Here is a 25,972-nt window from a genome sequence, read left to right as displayed (position 1 = left end):
TTATTCAATGGAAAAGACATTATTAAACGTATCTGGAATGACATGTGGGAATTGTGTAAAAAAAGTAGAGACGGTTCTGAATGAATTGGACGGAGTAGAAAAAGCCAAAGTTGATCTCGAGAATGGTGCGGCTAAGGTGAAGTTTGACGAATCAAAGCAATCACCAGACAGTTTAAGTAAAGCTGTGTCTGATGCGGGATATCAAACAGAACCTGCAAAATAAAAGGTGGTTAGCACAATGACGGAAAAAACATTTAACATTGAAGGAATGACATGTGCCTCTTGTTCACTGGCTGTTGAGAAAGCAACGAAGAAACTGGCTGGTGTTCAACAAGCAAGCGTAAATCTTGCGACGGAGAAATTGAATATAACCTATGATGAAAATGAGCTCTCACTTGAAGAAATCAAGAAAGCAGTGGATGATGCAGGTTATAGAGCAGTTACAGAAATGGAGAAAAAGACATTCAGCGTGACAGGCATGACGTGCGCTTCCTGTGTGCAATCGGTCGAAAAGGCAACAAGGAGGCTCGATGGCGTCAAGGATTCGACGGTCAATATGGCTACAGAGAAAATGGTCATTGAGTACGATCCCACCGTCGTTACCGTGGCTGATATCAAGGGAGCGGTTTCCGACGCTGGATACGGGGTACATGAGGACACTGATGTCGAACAATCAGTGGACGAAGACAGGGATAAGAAAGAGGAGCACATCAAGACCATGTGGAAACGCTTCTGGGTTTCAGCCGTCTTCACCGTTCCCTTGCTCCTGGTTTCCATGGGGCATATGTTCGGCATGCCGCTCCCTGATGCAATCGATCCGATGGTGAACCCATCTGGATTTGCGTTGATACAACTTGTGCTTACCATTCCTGTCGTTGCGATGGGGAAGCCATTTTTCACCGTAGGATTTAAGACGCTTTCCAAACGCCATCCGAATATGGATTCATTGGTGGCCCTCGGAACGGGGGCAGCGTTTTTCTATAGTTTGTTTGCAAGCGTCATGATCATAGCAGGCAGTGAACGGTATGCGCAGAACCTTTATTTTGAATCGGCAGCCGTCATCCTCACCCTCATTACATTAGGGAAATATTTCGAGGCCCTTTCGAAAGGGAAAACGTCTGAAGCAATCAAGAAGCTGATGGGGCTTGCCCCTAAAACCGCCACTGTCGTAAGAGAAGGAGCAGACACCGAAATATCGGTAGAAGAAGTGGAAGTCGGGGATATCATCATCGTGAAACCCGGTGAGAAGATACCGGTGGATGGAGTGGTGCTAGAAGGAAAAACATCCGTCGATGAAGCGATGCTGACAGGGGAAAGCATCCCTGTAGAGAAGACCAGTGGCTCAAACGTCATCGGTGCGAGCATCAACAAAAATGGAACCATCCGATACGAGGCTACTAAAGTAGGAAAAGATACGGCACTATCCCAGATCATTAAGCTGGTCGAAGATGCCCAGGGGTCAAAGGCACCAATTGCCAAAATGGCCGATGTCATTTCAGGTTATTTTGTTCCGATCGTCATCGTCCTTTCCATCCTATCCGGTCTCGCCTGGTATATAGCAGGTGAGTCAGGTCTCTTCGCCTTTACGATCACGATTTCGATTCTTGTCATCGCCTGTCCTTGTGCGCTGGGACTCGCGACACCTACCGCCATTATGGTGGGTACGGGGAAAGGCGCGGAAAATGGCGTATTGATTAAAAGCGGTGGTGCCCTTGAAACAACACATAAAATCGACACCATCGTGTTTGACAAAACCGGCACCATCACGGAAGGAAAGCCTGTGGTGACAGATATCGTAACCTCGGAATCCATTTCAGAAGAAGATCTCCTGATACTTGCCGCTTCAGCTGAAAAGGGATCAGAACATCCTCTTGGAGAAGCGATTGTCCGGGAGGCAGAGGAGAGAGGACTCACCTTGCGAAAGACCGACTTCTTTGACGCCATAACCGGACAGGGAATTGAAGTGACGGTCGAAGGAGACGATCTCCTGCTCGGAAACCGCAAGCTGATGGACGAAAATGATGTCGATGTCGGTGAACTGGCGGAAGTTTCGGATCGCTTGGCAGCCGAGGGGAAAACGCCCATGTATATCGCCGTCGAAGAAGAGATTGCGGGCATCATCGCCGTTGCTGATACGGTGAAGGAAACGAGTTTCAAAGCCATTGAAAAGCTTCACAGGATGGGGCTCCAAGTGGCTATGATCACGGGAGACAATAAGCGGACAGCGGAAGCGATCGCAAGAGAAGTAGGGATCGACCGCGTACTGAGTGAAGTACTGCCTGAAGACAAAGCAAATGAAGTCAAGAAGCTTCAGGAAGAAGGCAGGAAAGTGGCCATGGTCGGGGACGGGATCAATGACGCTCCGGCACTTGCACAAGCGGATATCGGAATCGCCATCGGCTCCGGTACGGACGTGGCCATGGAGTCGGCAGACATCGTCCTCATGAGAAGTGATCTAATGGACGTACCGACAGCCGTTGAATTGAGTAAAGCAACCATACGGAACATTAAACAGAACCTTTTCTGGGCCTTTGGCTATAACATCCTCGGCATACCTATTGCCATGGGAATCCTGTATTTGTTCGGCGGACCTTTACTGAATCCAATGATCGCTGGTGCAGCCATGAGCTTCAGTTCAGTATCCGTGTTGCTGAACGCTCTGCGCCTGAGAGGATTCAAACCATCAGAAACGTAGTTCTTGACGAAAGGAGCTTTCGAATACCATGAGTCATGACCTTGAATTAGAGCTTTACACCAGACCCACCTGTTCCGATTGTCAAGCTGCTAAAGAATACCTGAATGGGCAGAACATCAAGTATGTCCATAAGAACGTAGGAGAAGATGAAAGGTTCGAAAAGGAACTCCAGGAAATATCCGGCTCCAGAATCGTTCCTTCCTTTGCTTTCTATAAAAAAGGTATATTCGGTAAAAAAAGAGTCGTAAAGAATTTGATTGGTTTTGAGAACAATAAAGAAGAAATCAAGCAATTATTAGGATTGAAATAACTTCATTAAAACAGCTCATCATGACGCAGAGGGCTGCTATAAACAAATCAGAAATGTGTAGATGATCAACGACATTTCTGATTTGTTTTTTTGTTGCTTTCTTCATTAAATCTGCACATTTATGGGGAATAGTGCAGGTGTCCCCAAAATGCTGCAATAGAAGTGAGGTTTTGTTTTATAAAATACCGCATTGGGTATAAGAAAATAAAAAACATAAAGGAGATGATTATATGATGAATGGTGGAGGAATGAGCGGCGGATTTTTTGGAACCGGCTTTCTTTTTATCCTATTGATCGTAGCGATTGTGGGGGTATTCATCTGGATGATGAGGGCCAAGACGCCGAAAGAGAACAACCCGACGGACAATGCAAATCGTCATTCATTGAGTTTATTAAAGGACCGATTGGCAAAAGGGGAAATAACGGAAGAAGAATACGAACGACTTAAACGGAAAATCCAAGAGTAATAACCTACATGCAAGACTGGTTGGTACGACAAACGGTTAGGAGAGGCAGCGATGAAAAGAAAAATGATTGGAAGCATACTCATTACGTTATTAGTGGCAATCGGGGTGATCGTGTTTCTTCAATCACCCTGGTATAAAAATGGGGAAATGGCATTGCCCAAGGGAGTGACGGACGGAGAGACGAGTATATTAGACGTAAGCGCACAAGAAAAAGGTGACCGTGATGTAAAAAAATTTGAATTAACGGTTCAGGATACGGAGTGGCAGATTAGTGAAGGTAAAAAAGTGGATGCTTGGACTTATAATGGGACGGTTCCTGGAAAATCCATTCGTGTGACGGAAGGAGATTTTGTACAAGTTAAGCTTAAGAACGAGCTTGATGTACCGGTCACCATTCACTGGCACGGCGTCCTGCTGCCAAATAAAATGGACGGGATCCCAGGTTTGACTCAAGATGCTGTTCAGCCCGGGGAAAGTTTTACTTACCAATTCATAGCAAATGATGCGGGTACGTATTGGTATCATTCCCATCAACAAAGCTCCGTACAGGTCGACAAAGGCTTATATGGATCGTTCATTGTGGAAGAAAAGGAAAAAGACTATAAGAAGGATGAAGTCTTCATCCTCGATGAGTGGGCAGTAAATCAAGAAAAAGAGGACATCACCAATATGGGAGGAATGATGAAGGGAGCCATGTCCGGGGACGGTGAAGCAGATACGAAACAAATGTATGATACCTTTACCGTGAACGGAAAATCAGGAAAGGCCATTGAACCCCTCGTGATGGAAGCAGGTGAAAAAGCAAGATTGAGATTCGTGAATGCAGGATACCAGGTTCATCGGTTGGTTTTTCCTGAGGGATCCATGAAAGTTATTGAGAATGATGCAGAAAGAGTGGTCTCTGAAGATAGAAACACCAATGTTCTGGAAATTGCCCCTGGCGAAAGAGTGGATGTGGCATTTACGAAGCCCGATCAAGATACGGTATTCATTGGTCAGGAACAGAATATAGACCACGCAGAAGACATGATTCTGCCAGTTGTTTCGAATGAGACTCATTCCGATCAAGAAGCGTCACTTGCAGGGGAAGCAGGTACTGCGAAAGGAATTTCATATGGGAGTGAAGAACTAATTTTCGACAAAACCCCTGACCCCGATGTTACCTATGACATGGATCTAAGCATGGGCATGTCAATGGGAGAAGGCATGTCCTTTCAAATTAACGATAAGACCTTTCCCGATACACCGCCTATCAAGGTGCAAGAAGGGGACATCGTAAAAGTCACATTAAGAAATAAAGGCAGGATGAATCATCCCATGCACCTTCATGGTCATCGTTTCCAGGTGGAATCCAAGAACGGAAAAGAATTTGAAAGACCAATAGTCAAAGACTTGATTCATGTGAAACCAGGCGAGGAATACGTGATTTATTTTAAAGCCGATAATGTGGGAGAATGGTTATTCCATTGCCATGATAACAATCATGCTGCCAGGGGAATGGTGACGATCGTTGATTATGAAGGAGTATATTCCCCGTTTGAGTTAGGCGGACAAGAGGAGAATCAGCCTAACTGAATCAATCATTAGTATTTACCACAAGAGAGGAATAAAACGTTCATGAGGATACAGATATATATATAAAGAATGTTTTATTAGCATAATGCTAATCAGAAAAAAATTTAAGATCTTCTCACATTTCATGAGTGATGATTATTAATATTCTAAATAATCAACCTATAAAACGCTCTCAACGTTATTCTCAGATAACGTTGAGAGTTATTTTTTTGTCCCTAGAGCAATTCTTTCCAACATTGTTACCGTTCTGTGAATAAAATGCGTCGAAATTTCGAAAATCTGTTTAAAAATGCAGTTATGAAGGGTACGTGTTTAGAGAATTTGATAGTATAGGTCTACGAGAGTAAATTCTACATAAAGGAAGGTGATTTCTTTTGTTTAATAAATTCAAACCGTATTTAATTGTTTTAATAAGTCTTATTTCGTTATTTTTCATCATTATATTCAGTACCGATAGCGAGTTAATCATCCTTGATCCCAAAGGACCGGTCGGAGCCGTCCAAAAAGATCTGATTATGTTATCGATATACTATATGATTGCCATTATGGTTGTTGTTCTTGGTTTTTTTACGATTATCTTGTTGAAGTATCGAAGCAGCAAGAAGAATAGTGACTACAAGCCGGATATGCACGGAAGTACATTCCTTGAGATCATTTGGACACTCATTCCCGTCCTGATCGTCATCGCATTATCCATTCCCAATACAAAGGCCCTTTATGAATTAAGGGACGCGCCGGAAGCGACTTCTCATAAGGATCCGATCGTCATCCACGCGACGGCAGTCGATTGGAAATGGATCTTCAGCTATCCTGAAGAAGGAATTGAAACGGTCAACTATGTGAATGTTCCTGAAGATCACCCGATTCTATTTAAAGTAACAGCGGCAGACTCCATGGCTTCATTCTGGGTACCGCAAATCGGCGGGCAGATTTATGGAATGCCTGGTATGGTCAATGATTTATATTTGCAGGCTGATGAACCGGGTACGTATGATGGAAGGAATTCAAATTTCACAGGTGAAGGAATGACGCACCAGACGTTTGATTTTGTTGCCATGAAACAAGGCAAATATGAAGAATGGGTAAAAGATGCTCAATCGAACGAACCAAAATTGACGGAAGATACGTATGAAAAACTGATGCTTCCTGAAACGGTTGATAAGATGACTTTTTCATCTACTCACTTAGCATTCGTCGATCATGGTAAGAATTCAGAGTATGCCATGGCGATCCGCCAGAAGTATGGGCTTGATACTACGATTGACGGGGCAGATAAAGATGCTATGTCCAGTCACGAGCATATGGACATGGAAGGTCATGAAGACATGGACCAAGATAGCAAGAAAAAAGAAGGCGACCATGAAGATCATGGCAGTCATGAGCACTAAGAGAGGAGGAATTTAAATGTTTGAGTTTATTAAGGATAATTTGATCCTCAACGATCCGTTGATCATAGGAGCCAACATTTCGATCGCCTTCACCGTAATCGGAATCGTTGCAGTCCTCACTTACTTTAAAAAGTGGAAATGGTTGTGGAACGATTGGATCACAAGCGTTGATCATAAAAAAATCGGGATTATGTATATCCTGGCCGCACTTGTCATGCTCTTCCGCGGAGGGGTAGATGCACTCTTGATGAGGGCACAATTGACGGTGCCGGATAATTCATTTTTGACATCCGAGCACTACAATGAAATCTTTACGACTCACGGTACGATCATGATCCTGTTCATGGCGATGCCGTTCTTACTTGGATTGATGAATGTTGTCGTTCCTTTGCAAATCGGTGCAAGGGACGTAGCATTTCCTTATTTGAATAACTTAAGCTTCTGGTCATTCATGTTCGGGGCGATCCTTTTCAATATTTCATTCGTATTCGGGGGATCACCGAATGCAGGTTGGACGAACTACGCACCTCTTGCCATTGAAGGTAGTCCTGGACCGGGTATCAACTATTACCTGCTGGGCTTACAGATATCGGGTATCGGTACGTTACTGACGGGTATCAACTTTGTCGTCACCATCATTAAGATGCGCGCACCTGGCATGACGCTTCTTCGCATGCCGATGTTCACATGGACAACGTTGATCACGGCATTCATTATCGTATTCGCTTTCCCGATTTTGACTGTCACATTAGCATTGATGACATTTGACCGTTTATTCGGTTCCCACTTCTTTACACTTACAGATGGCGGTAACCCGATGCTATGGTCAAACCTCTTCTGGCTCTGGGGACACCCGGAGGTATATATCGTTATATTGCCGGCTTTCGGTATTTTTTCGGAAATCATTGCGACATTTGCAAGAAAAACACTATTTGGCTATAAATCTATGATTATCTCACTAGTAGCGATTTCCGGATTAAGTTTCGTTGTGTGGGTCCATCACTTCTTTACAATGGGTGGAAGCGCAGCAGTGAACAGCGTATTCTCGATTTCAACGATGGCCATTGCCATACCGACGGGGATCAAGATATTCAACTGGTTGGGTACTCTGTTCAAGGGTAAAATCGAATTTACTGTACCGATGTTATGGTCAGTAGCGTTCATCCCTACATTCCTTATTGGTGGGGTGACAGGAGTGATGCTTGGAATGGCTGCGGCTGACTTCCAATATCATAATAACTACTTCCTGGTTGCTCACTTCCATTACACATTGATTGCCGGTGTTGTGTTCGCCTGCTTCGCAGGACTTGCCTACTGGTACCCTAAGATGTTCGGTCATAAGATGAATGAACGAATTGGACGATGGGCTTTCTGGTTATTCTCCATCGGATTCAATCTTTGTTTCTTACCGCAGTTTGTATTAGGATTTGCAGGTATGCCAAGGCGTGTATACACGTACGGTCCTGAAGATGGCTGGACAGCATTGAATATGATCTCTTCTGTCGGAGCTTTCGGAATGGGAGTAGGATTCATGGTGCTCGTTTATGGTATCTATTACAGCTATCGTTTTGCCGAGAGAGAAACAACAGGTGACGCGTGGGATGGACGTACGCTGGAATGGGCAACAAGTTCAGCAATTCCCCCTCACTACAACTTTGCACATGTACCTGAAGTGAAGAGTCATGATGCATTTTATGATATGAAGCGAGAAGGAAGAAAAATGATTCCTGATAACTTTGAATACCAACCGATTCATATGCCAAGTAATGCAGGGACACCTTTCATCATGTCCGCACTGTTCTTTGTTGCAGGATTTGGTTTAGTGTTTGAACTGTTCTGGATGGCCATTGCTGCACTTGTCGGGATCTTCGGATGCATGGCATTCCGTTCTATGATGTCCCACAAACAGGATGAAGGCTATTATGTAAGTGTGGAAGAAATCGAAAAGACTGAAAATCCGTATAAGAGGGAGGCGTGAGCATGGCACATAGTACGAATATAGATCCAAACACGCCACTAGAATATCAATCCGATATCGGTAAATTGAACATCTTCGGATTCTGGGTTTTCCTTGGTGCGGAAATCGCATTGTTCGCCACGATTTTCGCAACGTTCTTCGCTCTGAAAGCCGGTACGATGGGTGGCCCGCTTCCAAGTGAAGTGTTTGATATGAAGAATACGATCATCATGACGCTGCTACTGTTAATCAGTAGTTTCACGTCTGGTTTATCAATAAATGAATTAAGAAAAAGAAACGTCAAATCCATGATGGTTTGGCTGATCATCACATTACTGTTCGGATTAGGATTTCTATACATGGAAATCACGGAATTTGTCCATTTGATTCATGAAGGAGCAGCCATGGGTACAAATGCATTCTGGTCATCCTTCTATTTACTGACCGGGACGCATGGTCTCCACGTATCCGTCGGGATTCTATGGATCATTCTCGTCATGTTCCAAGTGAAACAGCGGGGATTGAATCCTGATACCGCTAAAAAACTATTTGTATCAAGCTTGTACTGGCACTTCCTGGACTTTGTCTGGATCTTCGTGTTCACAAGCGTGTACTTATTAGGGATGGTGGGATAATGTCACAACATACGAATCATAGTGGATTGCCTTGGACTCAGATCATTGGTTTTATTCTTTCGATTGCGTTAACGTTCCTAGCCGTATGGTTTGGACTTTACACGAATCTGGCATATGAATTGATCGTAGCGATCGTATTCGTCCTGGCTTTCATCCAGGCCGCGATCCAGCTCTTCATGTTCATGCACGTAAACGAAGGTGAAGGCAGATGGCAGGTCGGAAAAATGATGTCAGCCGCATTCATCGCGATTGTGATCGTAGCCGGTTCTGTCTGGGTATTGAGCAATATGCATTAATAGAGATAGGAAGCTGGTGGGAATTCATTCTCATCAGCTTCTTTTTTTTAGGTGCTTTTCTGAACCTATTATGCTCTATTCCTTCCTAAGGAAAGGTAGATTCGATCCTATATCGAACATTTGATAAGGAATAAAGTTCAAGAAATAGAGAGTTTTCGTTCTGTAGGTGTTATACTGTATGGTAATAATTCCGAATTCAAAAAAACAGAGAAACATTTTAATGATAAAAAAACATGGCATTACATTGAGTCTTATACCATAGGTAAAATGAAGGGGTGGGAAAATGAAAACGGGAACTGCATTAACAGGTACGCTTTTTTTAAGTAAGCTCATTACTCAATATGCCCATATCCATCAAAAGACGGTAGGTAAAACGGCAGATGAATATATACGTCAAATTGGTCTTAGGACAGGAGAATGGATTGAGAGGGTGTATGGGGGAAAAGATGAAGAATGGACGGTTGACCGCTATGCCGAAGTCATTGTTGATTTAAAGAATTCAATTGGTGGACACTTCTATATATCAGAAGTCCATCCTGATCATGTAGTGGTGAAGGCGGAAGGATGTCCGTTTGGTGAAGCTGTTCAAGACGCTCCTCATTTATGCAATATGACGTCGAGTGTGCTTGGTGGGATTGCGTCACGTAAATTCGGTTACTCGAAAGTGGTTTTAAGAAAGAGGATTGCCATGGGGGATCCCGGTTGTGAGATAGCCGTATACTTCCGTGAAACGGTGGGGGAAGACGGTGATGTGTATCAAGATTTAAGCTATACCCCTGATCACGGTAATCCGTTTGAATGGGAAGAAGAAACCATTCGTTTACTTAACGAGCAGTTGAGGCAAAGTGATGATCTTGTCATGAAACTTGTAGGTGAGTTGGAAGAGTTACGGGAGCAAGTAAAGCATAAAGGATAGATTGATAGGTAACAAATTCTTAAGATACAGTGCGCCTCGGGACATTACACGAGGCGCATTTTTTTGCCAATGATTATTTCTATGCATGTATCTCATTTGGTGAATGAAACTTCAGGTGGAAAGTAAAAGCGCTTTTCTATAAGGCTATTTTCGTATACATTGTGGCTTTTGGATGTAGCGGGCGGTGGTTGATTTTCCGCGGGGGTTTAGGCTCGGCCGAAGGTTTCTGGAAATCGAAGCCGTTCCCTTCACCCTCCTGCACCACACCCTAAATGACAGAGCATCCCCAAATCATAGTCTGTATCGGAATAACAACAACATTTATCAAAACAGCCTTTTATAACCTTTGAAATTAATGGGTTTTATCTCTAAATCGTTGCCTACTTTGACTCTAATTGATAGAATCATCAATTAGAGAGCTAATCCAAATATGGGGAGTAGAGAAATGATAAACGTCACGAGTGGATTTAGAATAGAAAAAGATTTCCTCGGGGAAAAAGAAGTACCTGAAGAGGTATACTATGGAATACAAACGCTGAGAGCTGTGGAGAATTTTCCCGTCACAGGCTATAAAATTCATAAAGAAATGATCGATGCCCTGGCAGTGGTAAAGAAAGCGGCAGCACTTGCCAATATGGAAACCACACGTCTTTATGACGGAATCGGGCAAGCCATTGTCCAGGCATCGGATGAGATTCTTCAAGGGAAGCTTCATGAATTCTTCATCGTCGATCCGATTCAAGGTGGGGCTGGTACGTCCATCAACATGAACGCCAATGAGGTCATTGCCAATCGTGCTCTGGAGATCATGTCCCATCGCAAAGGAGAGTACGGGAAAGTAAGTCCGAACAGCCACGTGAATATGTCACAGTCGACCAATGATGTATTTCCGACAGTCATCCATATTTCCACCCTGAAGTTGCTAGATAAGCTTCTGGACACCATGGAACATATGTTGAAAGCTTATAAACAAAAAGCCCAGGAGTTCGACCACGTCATTAAAATGGGCCGTACCCATCTGCAGGATGCGGTTCCGATCCGTCTTGGACAAGAGTTTGAAGCGTATAGCAGAGTAGTGGAGCGTGATATCAAACGTATCGGACGCACCCGGGAACATCTCTATGAAGTGAATATGGGGGCTACCGCAGTAGGCACTGGATTAAATGCGGATCCTGTATATATCAAGAGTGTTGTCAAGCACCTGGCTGAAATCAGCGGGCTACCTTTAACCGGGGCTGAACATCTGGTAGATGCTACACAGAATACCGACGCTTACACAGAAGTTTCGGCTGCATTGAAAGTGTGTATGACGAACATGTCGAAAATCGCCAACGACCTTCGTTTGATGGCTTCCGGTCCCCGGGCGGGCCTTGGTGAAATTTCACTTCCATCCAGACAACCGGGTTCTTCCATTATGCCGGGTAAAGTAAATCCGGTCATGCCGGAACTGATCAATCAGGTAGCCTTCCAGGTCATGGGGAATGACCAAACCATCTCATTGGCATCGGAAGCCGGCCAACTTGAATTGAACGTGATGGAACCAGTACTCGTATTCAATCTCCTTCAATCCATCAGTATCATGAACAATGCGTTCAGAAGCTTTACGGACAACTGTCTGGTTGGTATTGAAGCGAATGAGACACGTATGAAGGAATATGTGGAAAACAGTGTGGGGATCATCACGGCGGTTAACCCCCACCTGGGATATGAAGTCGTATCCAGGATCGCTAGGGAAGCCATTTTAAAGGGGAAATCCGTAAGAGAACTTTGTTTAGAATATGATGTTCTATCAGAGGAAGAGCTGGATCTGATCCTGAACCCTTATGAAATGACGAATCCGGGGATTGCAGGCCGCATTCTGTTTGATCGTGAATAAGAAGGAAAGAGGCTGGAACAAATTTGTTTTAGCCGAAGAAAAATCCGAACGATTTTCCGAATTTCTTCATGAAATTCGAATTCGTTCGGATTTTTTATTGCTCTTCATTACAAGTGATCTGAGAAGATTGTTCGTCATTAACGTGAATGGATTGTGTTATATCCCTGCCTCTTGTTCAGGACTTAATGGGTCCTCCAGATTAGAAACAATAAATCATTTTTTCTCGGTGGCATACATGACTATGCATTTTCATTGGCGAAAGGGTAGAATTTGTTCTCAATACCTACATACTCTTCCAGATGTCCAGTGAGACGTGCAAGTTTATGAACTTCTTGAAGAAGGAAGGTCTTATCTAATTCATATATGACCTCTCTTTCGATATGATCGATGGTATTACAGGCAAACTCCCAAAGAGCTTTATGTTTGGAAGGTTGAATGGATTCTGCTAAAAGAGCCAGTGCTCGTACGATTTCCGTTATGATTAAGTGATTGTCTTTTGCATAGTGTCGAATATAACCAAATCCACGATAGAGATAATAATCAAACGGTTCTGACTGAAGGATGACCCGGATTCGATCCTGTTGATCAATTAAATAGGGTGTGAAGGATAATTGATCCTCCACTGTCAACATCAGATCGGCCATCTGGTCGATCGTATTAGAAGCCGTTTTGGGGTCGTCATTCCCCAGGGATTTTATCGCAACCTCTGCCAATTTGTGGATCCCCATTTGGAGGTCTTGAATTTCCGTCTCTTTATGGCCCATTTCGAGGAATGGAAGGTAGGAATCAGTGAGGATATTATCTGTATCCGGCCCCCATAAGCTCAGTATTTCATTTCCGGCGAGTACATAATCTCCCACCTTATAATGAAGCTGAAGGACAAGATTCTCTTTCTGTGCGAGTTGAATCATTCCCTGGAAATCTACTAATTGAATATATCCGGAGTGTTTAGCTTTCACATGGACAATGTTCTTTTTCTCTTCCTCCATGAGGTCCCCATCTTCTGTGGTGCGGTGTGCTTCTAAATCTTTCTTCAGCGTTTGATGGATCATCACTTCAGAAACCTGTTTCATATTATACGTGATGTTATGGACCTGCATCCAAGTTGATACATGATTAATGAAGAAGATGAAAGTGACGGCTGAAAGAAAGGCCAGGAAGATCGTCATCATGGGTGCAGCGACAAACATCTCCTTCTTTGAACTACCGATAAACAGAAAGAGAAGGAGGACATAAACGAAACTGCCATTAAATATACCGAGGGCGTGCTGCGTCTGCTTGTCCGATATGAAATCCAAAAGCATTCTTGGAGAAAACTGCCCACTGAACGTCGTCAACACGACTAAGAGGGAATTAAGTGTAAAGGCACTGAGCGTCAGAACGCCACCGATGAGGGTGCTCACCAGGATTCTGGTCACAGAGGCATCCATGCTCAATAGATCGAACGTATACTGGGAGATTTCCAATGAGAGATCCAGGTAAAGGGTAAAGGCTACCAGCAGTACAGCTAGACATATGTATAAGAAAGGCATATACCATATGGTCAGCCGGATTTCATGCATGCGCTGACGTTTTGACATGAGCAAATATTTCTGGATGGAAAGAGGAAGCATTTTTTTCATCATGATTGAAACGGTTCCTTTCTAGTAAATGGATATGGATTAGTTTTCCCTGCCAGTGTCGGTTAAAACCTGATTATAAAAAATAGATTGATAGGAGTTGGATTTTTCAGAGGAAATCAAAGTAAACCAATTGGAAATTCCAGTATCTACGACATTAGAAAGAATTTTTGAAAAATACCGAAAATAGTATTGACGAAGGAAAGAATCCCCTATATAATCCAATTCATACTCAAATATCACGTGAAAACGAAACGTTATATCTCTTATCAAGAGCGGCGGAGGGATAGGCCCGATGAAGCCCGGCAACCTGCAGGATCAGTCTGTAAAGGTGCCAATTCCTACAGATTCAAATGTGAATCTGGAAGATAAGGGGAGGAGCATATACACTAAGCCCTCTTCTTACAAGAAGAGGGCTTTTCTTTATACCCTCTTTCTACCACGCCCCGTGGATCTTCAGGCAGGGATGAAGGAATAAAACGAAGAGGGAGGCAGAATCATGTCAGCCATAAATGTAGCCATTCTGGGATTTGGAACCGTTGGTCAAGGGGTATGTGAATCCATTGATACACACCAGGACAGATTGAAGGAAGCACTGGGTCAAGAGGTGAAGGTGAGGGCGATTCTTATCAAGGACCCCGTCAAACAAAGGGAAATCGATCCCTCCATTAAGGTCACGACAGAATTTAAGGACATTCTCGACATACCGGATCTTCATGTGATTTTTGAAGCCATTGTAGGAGAAGAACCGGGATACACGTATTTATCGAAAGCAGTGGAGAAGGGGATCCACATCGTTACGGCCAATAAAGCCATGTTTGCTAAATATGGACCCGATCTTTTGGAGAAGGCAACACGCCACAGTGTATCCGTTGGTTTCGAAGCGACAACGGCCGGAGGGATCCCGGTCATAGGCACGATCCGCCAGCTCCTGAAGGTAAATGAAATCAGAAGCATCCAAGGCATATTGAATGGGACTTCCAACTTCATTTTGTCCCAAATGAGAAAAAAGGGTCTTTCTTTTGAAACCGCTCTAAGACAGTCTCAAGAAAAGGGGTACGCAGAGGCAGACCCGACGAGCGACATTGAAGGATATGATGCCTTTTATAAGCTGCTGATCTTGAGTCAGACCGCTTTTGGGAGACAGCCGGATTGGGAGGATATCAGACGCAGGGGGATCACACACCTGACTGCAGAGTGGTTGCAGGCAGCGGAGTCCTTCCGCTTGCGCTTTAAACATGCAGGTTCATTGGAACGTGACGGACTCAACCGGATCAAAGGAGAAGTCGAGCCGGTCCTCGTCCATGACACCCACCCTTTCTACGGGGTGGAGGATGTGGAAAATGCGATTTCATTGAAAGGGAGTCTGGTTGGAAGAATCACACTGCTGGGCCCGGGCGCCGGTAAGTGTCCGACCGGAAGTGCCATGGTCGAGGACTTTCTATCTTTGATTCAAGGGAAATACACGGCTTCTCCTGAAAGTGCAGTACACAATGAGGAGGTTTCCGAAGAAAGCACAGGCCAATGGGTCTTACGCGTCCCTGCAAATGAAGACTATCAGCGGTGGATTACCCTTTTCACGCTAAAAGACCGCATTCAGCTAGGCGATTACCTGTATGTCTTTGTAGAAGGCAGGAAGAAGGACATAGAAACGCTTCTTCAATCACAGGAACATCTCCAGGCAGTGTCCATCCTGGAAGAAATTCCACTTGAAAATGCAGTGAAAGAAGGCGCGTCGGTTTCCTGACGGTTTTCTAAAAAGGTAGCTTCTTCTTGCAAAGGTTGTTGTTATCTGGTTTCCTCGGCAGAACTTCCTCAACACAATTTTGCCGAGCGGGGATTCGGCACGCCTGTTTTCTGCAGATGTTTGCGGAGTTCCCCCTCGTTATCTAAATAGTTTCTTATGATATATCAAAAGCCAGAAATAGAGGTGTGGATTCTGATCAAATGAATCGGCCTTTCAGCTTATAAAAGATGGCTATACGAAAATATGACATTTACTTTGATTAGAGAAAAAACGTATGTCAGAAAGTTGATTGGAGCGGAAGGTGCTCGACTCCTGCGGGAAACGCTGGACAGGTGAGACCCCACAGGGCTTTAGCCCGAGGAGGCTCACCGCCAGACCCGCGGAAAGCGAGCACCTGGAGCGGAAATCAACCGCTACTCGCTCCACTAAAAGCAACAGCTTATACGAAGACAGCCTAAGGAAAGCAAACAGATCTGATAGAAAGTAGGGGGATCACTTGAGTATCATCGTTCAGAAATTTGGTGGAACCTCTGTAGGTTCTGCGGATCGGATTAAACGGGTAGCAGGTTATGCGTTGAAGGAAAAGGAGAAGGGGCATGACGTGGTAGTGGTTGTATCGGCCATGGATAAAACGACGGACGCCCTTGTAAAACTTGCAGGTGAACTGTCTGATGTACCACCAAAAAGGGAAATGGATATGCTCCTTTCAACAGGTGAGCAGGTCACGATTTCCCTTCTTACAATGGCCCTTCAGCATAAAGGGGCCGAGGCAGTGTCCCTGACAGGCAGGCAGGCTGGGATCTGGACAGACGCGGTGTTCGGAAATGCCAAGATCACTTCCATTGAAACAGGGAGAATCAAGGAGGAGTTATCAGCCGGACGGATTGTGGTGGTTGCCGGTTTCCAAGGGGTGACAGATGAAGGAGAGCTCACTACGCTCGGAAGGGGTGGTTCAGATACAACAGCAGCCGCCCTTGCTTCCGCTTTGAAAGCGGATCGGTGCGACATTTACACGGATGTAGACGGGGTGTATACATCAGATCCGAGAGTGGTTCCCAGGGCTGCCAAAATCGACGGCTTATCGTATAATGACATGCTCCGATTTGCTACGATGGGAGCCAATGTCCTGCATCCGAGAGCCATCAAACATGCAAAGGAACATTTTGTCCCTTTAATCGTCCGTTCCAGTTTAAAGGAGGGATGGGGAACCGTTATCAGCGCTAAAGCTCAAAAGAATGGAAGCATAGTCGGCGTAGCGCTCCAGAAAGGTGTATCAGTCCTTACCATCCATGGATGTGACGGAGGAGAATCCTTGATTCTGTATGACCTTGATTCTCATCATATTGAAACGGAGAGGATCAAGCATCGCCAAGAACTGGCACTGATCATTAAAGATGAAGATCTTCATGCTGTGAAGAAAATCCTCAGCAAGTACAGCGGGGCCTACTCTCATTTTGACATAATGGAGGATGTATCGAAGGTATGTGTGATTGGAAATATCCATTCTTCCGGGGAAGTAAAAGAGAAGGTCACCAATGTTTTTCATGACTATCATATCGGGAAAGTGTCGGTATGGGAATCATCCGTTGGTCTAAGTGCCCTTGTCGATCGGCCTGATGTTGAAAAAGCAGCAAGAATCCTTCATATGCACTTTGGTCTGGATTATATGGAAGCCAAAAGGGCTGTATTATAGAGAGAAAAGTGTATAGTCCTTTCTATACACTTTTCTCTATTTATTATGGGTTTATTGACACCGGCGTTCCGACAGGCACGATTTCCGAGAGCTCTTCCACGTCTTTGTTATACATCCTTATACACCCTTTAGAGACCGCATTTCCTATGGAAGCCGGGTTATTTGTACCATGTATCCCATAGCTTTCCTTCGATAAACTCATCCACATCGTTCCAAATGGTCCCCCGGGATTTGGTGCTTTATTGATGATGATATAATCCCCGATGGGCGTTTCGAACAGGACCCTTCCCACAGCGATGGGATACTGTTTTATCTGAACACCATCCTTGAATAGACGGAGGGTCCGGTTGTTAACAGAGACTTCTATTCTATAAGGATTGCCGGTCGTATCGGGGATACCGGGGATGGTGATCGTCTGTCCGGGATAAATTTGATCCGGATTGATACCCGGATTAGCCGTAAGGATGGCAGAAAGGGGGGTCCTGTAATCCCTTGATATCTGGCCAAGTGTTTCTCCTGTTTTTACCGTATGAATCAACAGGGGTCACCTCCTGTTTTACTTTCCCTTCATTCTATGTGCAGGTAAGGAAATCAGTGAGCCGTAGAAAATAAAAAACGCCTGCATTCTGAGGGCAGGCGTCAAGTGGTCGTTATTGAGGAAGATTCTGCTGTGGAACTTCCGTATAGCTATGCAGCATCAGGGTCATATCCTGATCATTCAGTTGAGGGACCTGATAGTACCCATGCTTGTTCTGATAAAGGAAAATTTCATAGCTCATTTCAATGAAATTCGGTACACTGTCGGCTACAACCCGTCTCAGCACCGGATTTGTCATTTCGAGAGCTGTCATGGCAAGGAGAGTGGCCAATGTTTTGGTCTGTCCAAGCATATACGCAGACAAGCCTTTGTCTGAAAGGTCATTCACGGACTGATTGGGCTTTTTGGGAGCACCAGGTTTGATGCCGTAAGTGGCAGTGTGGGATTGGGTCATTTTGTATTGCTGGGTCGGTATTTGTGGATCATGGCCAGTTGAAAAGCTTCCTACGATTGAATTATACATAGTCGTCACAAACGCTGTCTGCCGCTTTACGATATCTTTTAACTCAGGATCCTGAATATGTTGATCATACATTTGATACTGATCGAGCATACTGATGATTCCTGCGATGATTTCATGGGCGTCAAACAGCTCATGTCCCCCATGGTTATGAGCCTGTGTGTTCATCATATTAGGCGTCATATTAGATAATTGACTTTGGTTTGATTGATTTTGGTTTTGCACCGATTTTTTCCTCCTTGGTGATTGCATCGTTCTTTAGAATAACCACATGTTAAACATTTATGTATTTTTCAGGTACAAGAGTTTAATACATATGAACTTGTCCGAATAGAATAGGTAAAAGTCAATTTTTAAAGGTGGTTGAGTATGAGTATATTTGTAAGTTATATCGTTTTGGGGTTATCTCTATCTGCACCTATGGGGCCGATAAACGCAGCTCAGTTGGATAAGGGGATTCGTTTCGGTTTCATGCATGCCTGGCTGGTGGGAATAGGGGGGATGGTGGCGGATGGGATCTTTATGCTTCTCATTTATTTCGGAATCGCACAATTTATTGAGGTGCCGGTCATTAAACTATTTTTATGGAGCTTTGGTTTTTTTGTTTTAACCTATACGGGGATCGAGAGCATTCAAAAGTCGGGAACCACTTCCAAAGCCGTTCACTATACTCCATCCGAGACAAAAGGGAAATCTTTTCGTACAGGGTTCTTTATGGCCATTTCAAATCCATTGAGTATTTTGTTCTGGCTCGGAATTTATGGATCGGTCCTCGCCCAAACGTCAGGCACTTATGAAACTGGTCAGCTTTTTTTGTATAGCATGGGTATTTTTCTCGGAATAACTCTTTGGGACTTGACGATGGCCGGTGTCGCAACTGGTGCCAGGAAGATTGTGAGCCCACGGGTTCTACGTACCATCTCCATTGGTTCAGGGCTCATCCTCATGGGATTTGGTATTTATTTCGGGGTCCAGGCCTGCCGGTTATTATTTGGCTAGACAGACACCCACTTTGGTCTCTCCTAATAGGATAAATGAGTAATCTTTAGGAGGGATCGTCGAGATGTTATATTCAAAAAGTTGGATCGATCAGCACTTAGAAGAACTTCACCCATGGCAGCAATCAGCTTTCCATCATTTCTCTTCTGTCATGTGTGATGAAGAACACCCCTATCCGTGCGTGCCAGGAAAACAAGGCTTTCTGACAGATACACTGCGATTTGGATTTGCAGAGGATCCTGAAAACGACGAAGCTGCCATAAAGCTTGCATACTTACTTAAACAATACGGTCAAATTTCAAGGGAGACAGGGAATTATGCTTCTCTTGTCGTGTTTTTTAATTCTACAGAATTAGAAGGGGACCATAATTCTGTAGAATCCTATGAGAAGATATTCTGGACTATGTTAAACCGGGTCCATGACTTGGATGATAAAGAGTGGCCAGAGAATATTGCTAAGGACCCCCACGATCACACATGGGAGTTCTGTTTTGATGGAGAAGCTTATTTTGCTTTCTGTGCCACTCCTGCCCACACAGTCAGGAAGAGTCGTCACTTTCCTTACTTCATGCTCGCATTCCAGCCTCGATGGGTTTTTGATGAAATCAATTCTTCCACAACATTTGGTCAGAAATTAAAAAAAGTCATACGTAAAAGACTGGTTGAGTACGATGAGATGGAGCCTCATCCAAGCCTGAAGTGGTATGGACAAAAAGATAACTATGAGTGGAAGCAATATTATCTTAGCGACGATGACTCTTCCTTGAGCAAGTGCCCCTTCTTAAACAGTTTAAAGAATATAAAGAGATAAAGCCTCATGCTTTATCTCTTTTTTCTTTGATGAAAGTGGCCAGGCCAATCAGCAGAATGAATCCGATGCTCACGAAGAAACCAATGCGACTTACACCGTTCATCAGGGTGCCACTGATGGCGAATAGAATAAGAACCAGGCCAATGATGGTTTGAGTCAGATCCCACGCTGTTTTGCACATCAGCTTGTAGAAAGAAGCCAGAATAAAGATCCACGTATACAGAAGCATAAGCCCTGCAGCTGTCGTTACATATTCAAAGAGTTTCTCAGGGAGGAGCATGGCCACCCCAATGGATACTGCAACAACAAATACCGTTAATAGGAAGGCAGGAAGAGGGACGTTCATTTTCCCCTTTTTAGCAAACAGAGGGGGAGCATCTCCTTCCTCGGCTAGTGCGACGAGCATCGTTGTTACGGCATATAATGAGGCAACCATTGTAGAAAATCCTGCAATAATCAACACGGAGTTAAACACATGAGATACCCATGGGAAATGATATTGTTTAAGGGCTGTTAGAAATGGACTTTCATTAGGATTGATCGCTTCTGCTGGAACCAGTTTTAGAACGAAGTAAAAGGAGGCAATATAGAGAACGGTCAAAATGATCAGCATGACATTCCCCGACTTGGGAGCATCCTTTGGATCTTTTAATTCCTGTGCCATCAATCCCATCACTTCAATCCCCCCGAACCCATAGAACGCAAAAAGAAGGGCAAGCCATAATCCCTTCCCTCCGTGTGGGAGTATCTGCTTGAAGGGGGAGTGCAGTTCCCCGGTCCCATCCCCGATCCATCCAAGCATGGCGGCTCCGGCAATGAGGATGAACATGACGATGGCTGCCGCTTTCATCACTCCAAATACATTTTCCATTTGCTCCACTTTCTGGACACCCAGTAGGATGATCAATAAACCTAGACCAGCAAATCCTGCCGTAAATATCCAAAGGGGAATACGTGGAAACCAAAATTGTGCAAATAGGCCTAATGCTGTTAATTGACTTCCCATAATCAGCATTTCTGCTGACCAATACACCCAACCATTGCTAAATCCAGCCCATGATCCGTAAGCTTGCTTTGCATATGTTCGGAATGAGCCTTTTTCAGGGTGATGAGCAGTGAGTTTGGCAAGTGCCTGGAACACCATCCATGTACCGATACCAGCGATCAAATAGGCAAGGAGAACCGATGATCCCGCCCTTTGAATGGGAATCGCCGAACCAAGGAAATATCCGGTACCGATGATGCACCCCACTCCAATAAAAGACAGCTGCCACCATGAAATATTCGTTTGATTCGTACATTTACTCATACTATTCTTCACCTGTCCTTTATCTCCCATAGTTTGACGTTCCGACACGTGAATTATGTGCAAAGTATCAGAATGATTTTCATTTAGAAGGAGAAAGTAAGAAAGAATGGAATCTAGGAGGTTGGCTATGGTGAGAATTCAACCAGAATGTTGGAGCGAACATGGAGAATTGAAGAAGGTCATGGTATGCGCACCTTCTTTACAGGACGTACCTGATCAAAGAACAGCGGATTATGTTGGGTGGGAAAAGCCGGTTAATCAACAGAAAGCCAAAGAAAACCATGAAGAGATGGTTAAAGCCATGGAAGATGCGGGCGTAACAGTAATCGATTATTCAAATTATCTGGAGAGCGAGGAAGCTGAACTGAATCGACAGCTCATCAATCGCGTTTTTGTCAGGGATTTGGCGTGTGTATATGGCAACACAGTCATACCCGGAGATGCTGGTATTACCATGAGAGCACCGGAATACCAACATTGTCACCAGTTGTTTCAAGACTGGTTTGGGGAGAAGGTTTTTTCCATAAAGGATAATAATCGGTTAAAGGCTTTAGAGAATGGGGACGTATTCGTTTTAAATCGTAATGCCGTCTTCATCAATACCGGACTTCGGTCCAGTATTGAAAGTGTAGAGGTGATGAAAGAAAAAATCTTTCAAGCTGGTTTTTCTGAGATCGGTGTCATCGACTTGCCGCGTACAGGTGAAACGATGCATTTGGATATGAATTGTAATGTAGCGGGATCGGATCTCCTGATTGCGAAAAGTTATATGCGCCTTTTCCCAGTCCAGGTCGTGACTGAAAAAAGCGGAAAGTATGTGATGATGGAAGACTTCATCAAGCGACAGGGCTTTGATGTGCTATGGACCGATGAAGTAAAACACACGGTAGCTGACATCAACTTTTTGAACCTGGATCCTGAGACACTGTTGGTGAGTACAAAAGCCAATAAAAAAATATTCAAGGATCATCCGAAATTAAAAGCTAAGAATTTGATCGAGGTGGACGTAAACGAACTCGAAAAAGGCGGGGGCGGAATTCGCTGCATGACCTTGCCATTTGAACGAAACGAATAACACACAGCTCCTTTTATGAAAACAATGAGTGATCCAACCAGAATGTTTGGGCGTTAGCTTGATTAAAGAGGAGTGGTTGAGATGAACAAAAGAGTAGAGTGGTCCCTTCTGATTGGAAGAGTGATTTTAGGAATGATTATGGTCGCACACGGTATGCAGAAAATAATGGATATGAAACAAACCATCGGGATGTTCGATCAGCTCGGTTTACCCCCCATGATGGCCTATACAACGGCCGTCATAGAAGCGGTCGGGGGCTTAACGTTGATGCTCGGTTTCTATGTGATCCCGTCTGCCGCTGCAATAGGGGTTACCATGCTGGGGGCAATTGTACTGGTGAAATTCAAGATGGGTCTCATTGGAGGATATGAGTATCCTTTAGTATTATTGGCATTGTCGGTCATGCTTTCGATCACGGGTAGTGACAAGTGGTCCGTCATGAGTGCGCTCGATAAAGAACGTCGAAAGGTGAACTCAATGAGTACGGGTTAAATGAAGAAGAAAGGAGAAGGTGATCGACGCCCTTCTCCTTCTTTCTTCAAATATCAGCATCATTTCCTGGGAAAGGATGTTGAATCTTGTTGTATTAGTCTATGGCTTGAACCATTTGAAAATCACATACTTTGTTTCGTCCAGTACGCTTCGCCAAATAAAGAGCCTTATCTGCCTGCTCGAAAATCTCTTCTCCGTCCTGTGAAAGAGTATCTGGGAAAGTGGACACTCCGATTGATACCGTAATAGAAATAAACTGATCTTCTTTAATGAAAAACTTGTGGGTTTCAACTGCCTGCCTAATTCTTTCGGCAATGACCATTCCATGACCATGTGGACAATCCAAGAGAAGTATACTGAATTCTTCTCCTCCATTCCTTGAAACAATATCAAAGGATCTGGAGTGGTGTTTTAACACTTTTCCAAGTTCTTTCAAGACCTCATCACCTGCTTGATGCCCAAAGGTATCGTTTACATTCTTGAAGTGATCGATATCAATAAGCAGCAAAGAAAGTTTTTCCTTTCTTTCATTAGCGTGTTTGAGGGCCTCGTTATAACACACATCAAACTGTCTTACGTTATTTAAGTTGGTGAGAAAATCAATCGTTGCACTTTGCTTCATTAAATGATACTGATCATTTGAACGAATGATCTGATCCCCAATAAAAAAGACAATAAACCCAACTGCTATTGAAGTCAGAAAATGGTATGGGAAAACCTTCAGAGTTTCTGGTAAGCCTATATTTCTGGATAGAGCAAGAAATATAATCATCAAGCTTATAAGATTTAAAATTTGTAGCTTATACAGATTCTTCATGGGAAGTCGGGCCAAAAGACTGCAAAAAAGTCCGATTAGAATCATCCCGATGCCTGCAACGAAGGCTTGGGGTGTCATCCCAAACATGAGAATTCTGCCGGCAGTAATGACAACTGCGGATAGGAGGGCAGGAATCCAGCCCAAATAAACAGCTGCCGTGACCGTTGCCAAATGTCTCAAATCCATGATGGTATTATGTTTAAGGGGGATCGTAAAGTGCATGAGAGCGAGGCCGAGGATCCCGAAGAATATGCCCATGAATAAAAGGGAAGTGAAGGAGGATCTTTGGGGACTTCTCATTACAATCCCGGCAAAATATAAAAATGAAATGATAATGCACAAGTTAACAAATAAAATTTCCAGCAAACTAATTCCTCCTTGAAGTAATAGGGGCATGTGACGATGTACCTATATTTATTATATCGGTTCTGCAGGGGAAATGGTGAAGGACTTATGAGAAGTTCTTCCAATATAAAAAGCCATCCAAAAAGGATGGCTTTTTAGTCCACATATTTAGATTAGTATACCCCTACAGCATCCCATGCAGCTTTGACGGAATTGTAAGTTGAGCTTCCGCTACCGTAAAGGTCAGCCGCTGATTGAAGAAGGGCTGCACGTGCATAACTGAAGTTACTTGTTGGTGTTAAGTAGACAGTTAGGGCACGATAGTAGATTTTTTCCGCTTTGGCTTTACCGATGCTTGAGATCGTGTTGTAAGCCGCTTTATTCGGGATACCGGAGTTTGTATGAACACCACCGTTATCCGAAGAAGTATTCACATAGTTATTCATATGTTCCGGTTGTCCATATTTAGATGGGTTAGAAAGACTGCGCAGTGCATCTCCAGAGATGCCTGGTGTGTAAACATCTTCACCCATTAAATAATCACCCGGATCTAAGAAATAACCGAATACATCAGAGAATGATTCGTTTAAGGCTCCGGATTGATATTGATATTGTAATCCCGCAGTACGTTCCGTCACGGCATGAGTCAGCTCATGGGCAACGACGTCCAGTGCACCCGATAAGGAAGTGAACGTTGACCCGTCCCCGTCACCATATACCATTTGTGACCCATTCCAGAACGCATTATTGTAATTGGATCCATAATGGACAGTAGAACGGATAGTGGCTCCATTATTGTCGAAACTATTTCGGTTATGTGTGTTTTTATAATAGTCATAGACTTTTCCGGCATAAGCATGGGCATCTACGTCAGCAGCTTGAGAATAAGCAGTCCAGGAGTTATTGCTGTCAACGGAATAGCTTCCTGGAAGGCTTGACCCGTTATTGGCCGTAAAGGTCTCAATGACACCATTCATTGGTTTCGTTGTATCATATAAGTAATAGGTTCCATTTGAAGAATAAGTATTAAGAGTTTTATAGTCATTTAAAACTCCATAACCGTTACCTGTCGTAGCTGCATCTGTTACAGCATTATAAGCTTCGACGATGGATCCGTCATTCGCATCAACATAAATTTGCCAGTTCGCTCCATAAGGCTCGATGAATTGAAGCTGTACCTTATAAGCAAGAGTGAACTTTCCATCTTTTTCATGAATCACTAAATCATTTTTTTCGGTCGTGCTTTCAACATGACTGTCTTTTTTTGCATCAATGGCAAACTGATCCTGAGTTCCATTCACTGTATCAGCTTTAGATAGCCCGATATGCTTCCAGGCAAGGTCCGTAGCTGACTTTTGATTGATTTTTGATTTTGTCTTGGTCACTTTTTTAGAAGCTTCTTTATAAAGTTGACCAGTTGTAGCCGTCACTTCATTCTTTTTGTTTGTATGAACAATGAAGATGGCTCCATCAACAGGGACACCGTCCACTGATTGAGTGAATCGATAATGAGACATTCCAAGATCGTCTGTCGTTTTTTCCAGTAATGTCAGTTCAGAATGGGGATCGATGGCGAAAAGCTCTTTATTCTCTTTCATGAACGTTTTCACATCTTGATCGTTCTTTACAATACCTTTTGATAGTTTCCCAGATAAGAAGCTTGGCCCTTTTTTATCTATGTTCATGACCTTTTGATGAATGTCCATTTTAGAAGTAATCGAATCTGAAGACTGGGCAAATGCGGAAGCACCCGTAAAAGAGGCGCTGAATACGAGAGAAGTACCTAGTGCTAAACTGACTAATTTCTTTTTCGACATAATTACAATTTCCCCTTTTGATCATAGATTTTGGAAATAGCTATTTCTTTTGGCCCCGGCGGCTAATTAGTAGTC

23 protein-coding genes and 1 riboswitch are annotated in these 25,972 nt (G+C 43.8%); of the genes, 17 read left to right on the top strand and 6 right to left on the bottom strand.

Translation table 11 applies throughout. From position 1 onward, the window contains the following. Positions 1 to 7: 7 nt before the first annotated feature. The 11 genes from JI667_RS16160 to aspA all read left to right on the top strand — a co-directional run bounded on the left by JI667_RS16160 (position 8) and on the right by aspA (position 12,115). Complete coding sequence (locus JI667_RS16160; protein WP_034764185.1) at positions 8 to 223, top strand: heavy-metal-associated domain-containing protein; 216 nt, start codon at positions 8 to 10, stop codon at positions 221 to 223. A gap of 15 nt (positions 224 to 238) precedes the next feature. Next, positions 239 to 2,695: a heavy metal translocating P-type ATPase gene (locus tag JI667_RS16155; RefSeq protein WP_206857015.1), complete on the top strand. Its 2,457-nt coding sequence runs from the start codon at positions 239 to 241 to the stop codon at positions 2,693 to 2,695. Between the two features lie 28 nt (positions 2,696 to 2,723). Then, on the top strand, positions 2,724 to 3,005 hold the full coding sequence (locus JI667_RS16150) for a glutaredoxin family protein (RefSeq protein WP_206857011.1): 282 nt from the start codon (positions 2,724 to 2,726) through the stop codon (positions 3,003 to 3,005). A gap of 230 nt (positions 3,006 to 3,235) precedes the next feature. After that, complete coding sequence (locus tag JI667_RS22960; RefSeq protein ID WP_206857009.1) at positions 3,236 to 3,472, top strand: SHOCT domain-containing protein; 237 nt, start codon at positions 3,236 to 3,238, stop codon at positions 3,470 to 3,472. Positions 3,473 to 3,523: 51 nt separating this feature from the next. Continuing rightward, positions 3,524 to 5,047, top strand: coding sequence for a multicopper oxidase family protein (locus JI667_RS16140; protein ID WP_206857007.1), 1,524 nt, complete (start codon positions 3,524 to 3,526; stop codon positions 5,045 to 5,047). 374 nt (positions 5,048 to 5,421) lie between these two features. After that, positions 5,422 to 6,435: a cytochrome aa3 quinol oxidase subunit II gene (gene qoxA, locus JI667_RS16135; protein ID WP_206857006.1), complete on the top strand. Its 1,014-nt coding sequence runs from the start codon at positions 5,422 to 5,424 to the stop codon at positions 6,433 to 6,435. A gap of 16 nt (positions 6,436 to 6,451) precedes the next feature. Beyond that, a complete protein-coding gene (qoxB, locus tag JI667_RS16130) occupies positions 6,452 to 8,413 on the top strand; it encodes a cytochrome aa3 quinol oxidase subunit I (RefSeq protein WP_206857005.1) in 1,962 nt (653 codons plus the stop codon). A 2-nt stretch (positions 8,414 to 8,415) separates the two neighbouring features. Then, positions 8,416 to 9,027 carry a cytochrome aa3 quinol oxidase subunit III gene (qoxC, locus tag JI667_RS16125; RefSeq protein WP_206857004.1) on the top strand — a complete coding sequence of 204 codons (612 nt, stop codon included), beginning with the start codon at positions 8,416 to 8,418 and terminating at the stop codon, positions 9,025 to 9,027. Continuing rightward, positions 9,027 to 9,323, top strand: coding sequence for a cytochrome aa3 quinol oxidase subunit IV (gene qoxD, locus JI667_RS16120; RefSeq protein ID WP_206857000.1), 297 nt, complete (start codon positions 9,027 to 9,029; stop codon positions 9,321 to 9,323). Before qoxC ends, qoxD begins: the two co-directional genes overlap by 1 nt. Before the next feature lie 283 nt (positions 9,324 to 9,606). Continuing rightward, complete coding sequence (locus JI667_RS16115; RefSeq protein ID WP_206856998.1) at positions 9,607 to 10,239, top strand: methanogen output domain 1-containing protein; 633 nt, start codon at positions 9,607 to 9,609, stop codon at positions 10,237 to 10,239. A 445-nt stretch (positions 10,240 to 10,684) separates the two neighbouring features. Next, a complete protein-coding gene (aspA, locus tag JI667_RS16110) occupies positions 10,685 to 12,115 on the top strand; it encodes an aspartate ammonia-lyase (RefSeq protein ID WP_206856996.1) in 1,431 nt (476 codons plus the stop codon). A gap of 239 nt (positions 12,116 to 12,354) precedes the next feature. Here the strand turns inward: aspA and JI667_RS16105 are convergent, their stop codons facing one another. After that, positions 12,355 to 13,740: a DUF2254 domain-containing protein gene (locus tag JI667_RS16105; protein WP_206856990.1), complete on the bottom strand. Its 1,386-nt coding sequence runs from the start codon at positions 13,738 to 13,740 to the stop codon at positions 12,355 to 12,357. Positions 13,741 to 13,997: 257 nt separating this feature from the next. Continuing rightward, positions 13,998 to 14,109: riboswitch (SAM riboswitch) on the top strand. 124 nt (positions 14,110 to 14,233) lie between these two features. On the opposite strand from JI667_RS16105, the gene JI667_RS16100 reads away from it, so the two are divergent. After that, entirely contained in the window at positions 14,234 to 15,481 is a 1,248-nt protein-coding gene (locus JI667_RS16100) for a homoserine dehydrogenase (protein WP_206856989.1), read from the top strand. A 496-nt stretch (positions 15,482 to 15,977) separates the two neighbouring features. Beyond that, a complete protein-coding gene (locus tag JI667_RS16095) occupies positions 15,978 to 17,174 on the top strand; it encodes an aspartate kinase (protein ID WP_206856988.1) in 1,197 nt (398 codons plus the stop codon). A 43-nt stretch (positions 17,175 to 17,217) separates the two neighbouring features. Here JI667_RS16095 and JI667_RS16090 read toward each other — a convergent pair whose 3' ends face one another. Continuing rightward, positions 17,218 to 17,712, bottom strand: coding sequence for a L,D-transpeptidase family protein (locus JI667_RS16090; protein WP_206856987.1), 495 nt, complete (start codon positions 17,710 to 17,712; stop codon positions 17,218 to 17,220). Between the two features lie 112 nt (positions 17,713 to 17,824). Next, positions 17,825 to 18,415, bottom strand: coding sequence for a spore coat protein (locus JI667_RS16085; RefSeq protein ID WP_244668360.1), 591 nt, complete (start codon positions 18,413 to 18,415; stop codon positions 17,825 to 17,827). A gap of 186 nt (positions 18,416 to 18,601) precedes the next feature. Between JI667_RS16085 and JI667_RS16080 the strand changes: the two genes are divergently transcribed. After that, positions 18,602 to 19,231 (top strand): LysE family transporter, encoded by a 630-nt coding sequence (locus JI667_RS16080; RefSeq protein WP_206856983.1) that lies wholly within the window; start codon positions 18,602 to 18,604, stop codon positions 19,229 to 19,231. A 55-nt stretch (positions 19,232 to 19,286) separates the two neighbouring features. Next, positions 19,287 to 20,042: a YqcI/YcgG family protein gene (locus tag JI667_RS16075; protein ID WP_206857065.1), complete on the top strand. Its 756-nt coding sequence runs from the start codon at positions 19,287 to 19,289 to the stop codon at positions 20,040 to 20,042. 4 nt (positions 20,043 to 20,046) lie between these two features. Here the strand turns inward: JI667_RS16075 and JI667_RS16070 are convergent, their stop codons facing one another. Continuing rightward, positions 20,047 to 21,351: an amino acid permease gene (locus tag JI667_RS16070; protein WP_206856981.1), complete on the bottom strand. Its 1,305-nt coding sequence runs from the start codon at positions 21,349 to 21,351 to the stop codon at positions 20,047 to 20,049. 127 nt (positions 21,352 to 21,478) lie between these two features. Between JI667_RS16070 and JI667_RS16065 the strand changes: the two genes are divergently transcribed. After that, positions 21,479 to 22,426, top strand: coding sequence for an arginine deiminase family protein (locus tag JI667_RS16065; protein WP_206856979.1), 948 nt, complete (start codon positions 21,479 to 21,481; stop codon positions 22,424 to 22,426). An 81-nt stretch (positions 22,427 to 22,507) separates the two neighbouring features. After that, a complete protein-coding gene (locus JI667_RS16060) occupies positions 22,508 to 22,918 on the top strand; it encodes a DoxX family protein (RefSeq protein WP_206856978.1) in 411 nt (136 codons plus the stop codon). Between the two features lie 94 nt (positions 22,919 to 23,012). Here JI667_RS16060 and JI667_RS16055 read toward each other — a convergent pair whose 3' ends face one another. Then, complete coding sequence (locus tag JI667_RS16055; RefSeq protein WP_206856977.1) at positions 23,013 to 24,101, bottom strand: GGDEF domain-containing protein; 1,089 nt, start codon at positions 24,099 to 24,101, stop codon at positions 23,013 to 23,015. A 152-nt stretch (positions 24,102 to 24,253) separates the two neighbouring features. Beyond that, on the bottom strand, positions 24,254 to 25,897 hold the full coding sequence (locus JI667_RS16050) for a M4 family metallopeptidase (RefSeq protein WP_206856971.1): 1,644 nt from the start codon (positions 25,895 to 25,897) through the stop codon (positions 24,254 to 24,256). Between the last annotated feature and the right edge of the window lie 75 nt (positions 25,898 to 25,972).

The organism is Bacillus sp. NTK074B, from assembly GCF_017303375.1.
GTDB lineage: Bacteria > Bacillota > Bacilli > Bacillales > Bacillaceae_B > Rossellomorea.
This window is presented reverse-complemented; position numbering and strand designations above follow the sequence as displayed.

Excerpts from the sequence above, each read along its gene's own strand:
- JI667_RS16160 (WP_034764185.1), top strand. The coding sequence starts at position 8 with ATGGAAAAGACATTATTAAACGTATCTGGAATGACATGTGGGAATTGT.
- JI667_RS16155 (WP_206857015.1), top strand. The coding sequence starts at position 239 with ATGACGGAAAAAACATTTAACATTGAAGGAATGACATGTGCCTCTTGT.
- JI667_RS16150 (WP_206857011.1), top strand. The coding sequence starts at position 2,724 with ATGAGTCATGACCTTGAATTAGAGCTTTACACCAGACCCACCTGTTCC.
- JI667_RS22960 (WP_206857009.1), top strand. The coding sequence starts at position 3,236 with ATGATGAATGGTGGAGGAATGAGCGGCGGATTTTTTGGAACCGGCTTT.
- JI667_RS16140 (WP_206857007.1), top strand. The coding sequence starts at position 3,524 with ATGAAAAGAAAAATGATTGGAAGCATACTCATTACGTTATTAGTGGCA.
- qoxB (WP_206857005.1), top strand. The coding sequence starts at position 6,452 with ATGTTTGAGTTTATTAAGGATAATTTGATCCTCAACGATCCGTTGATC.
- qoxC (WP_206857004.1), top strand. The coding sequence starts at position 8,416 with ATGGCACATAGTACGAATATAGATCCAAACACGCCACTAGAATATCAA.
- qoxD (WP_206857000.1), top strand. The coding sequence starts at position 9,027 with ATGTCACAACATACGAATCATAGTGGATTGCCTTGGACTCAGATCATT.
- JI667_RS16115 (WP_206856998.1), top strand. The coding sequence starts at position 9,607 with ATGAAAACGGGAACTGCATTAACAGGTACGCTTTTTTTAAGTAAGCTC.
- aspA (WP_206856996.1), top strand. The coding sequence starts at position 10,685 with ATGATAAACGTCACGAGTGGATTTAGAATAGAAAAAGATTTCCTCGGG.
- JI667_RS16105 (WP_206856990.1), bottom strand. The coding sequence starts at position 13,740 with ATGATGAAAAAAATGCTTCCTCTTTCCATCCAGAAATATTTGCTCATG.
- JI667_RS16100 (WP_206856989.1), top strand. The coding sequence starts at position 14,234 with ATGTCAGCCATAAATGTAGCCATTCTGGGATTTGGAACCGTTGGTCAA.
- JI667_RS16085 (WP_244668360.1), bottom strand. The coding sequence starts at position 18,415 with ATGACGCCTAATATGATGAACACACAGGCTCATAACCATGGGGGACAT.
- JI667_RS16080 (WP_206856983.1), top strand. The coding sequence starts at position 18,602 with ATGAGTATATTTGTAAGTTATATCGTTTTGGGGTTATCTCTATCTGCA.
- JI667_RS16070 (WP_206856981.1), bottom strand. The coding sequence starts at position 21,351 with ATGAGTAAATGTACGAATCAAACGAATATTTCATGGTGGCAGCTGTCT.
- JI667_RS16065 (WP_206856979.1), top strand. The coding sequence starts at position 21,479 with ATGGTGAGAATTCAACCAGAATGTTGGAGCGAACATGGAGAATTGAAG.
- JI667_RS16060 (WP_206856978.1), top strand. The coding sequence starts at position 22,508 with ATGAACAAAAGAGTAGAGTGGTCCCTTCTGATTGGAAGAGTGATTTTA.
- JI667_RS16050 (WP_206856971.1), bottom strand. The coding sequence starts at position 25,897 with ATGTCGAAAAAGAAATTAGTCAGTTTAGCACTAGGTACTTCTCTCGTA.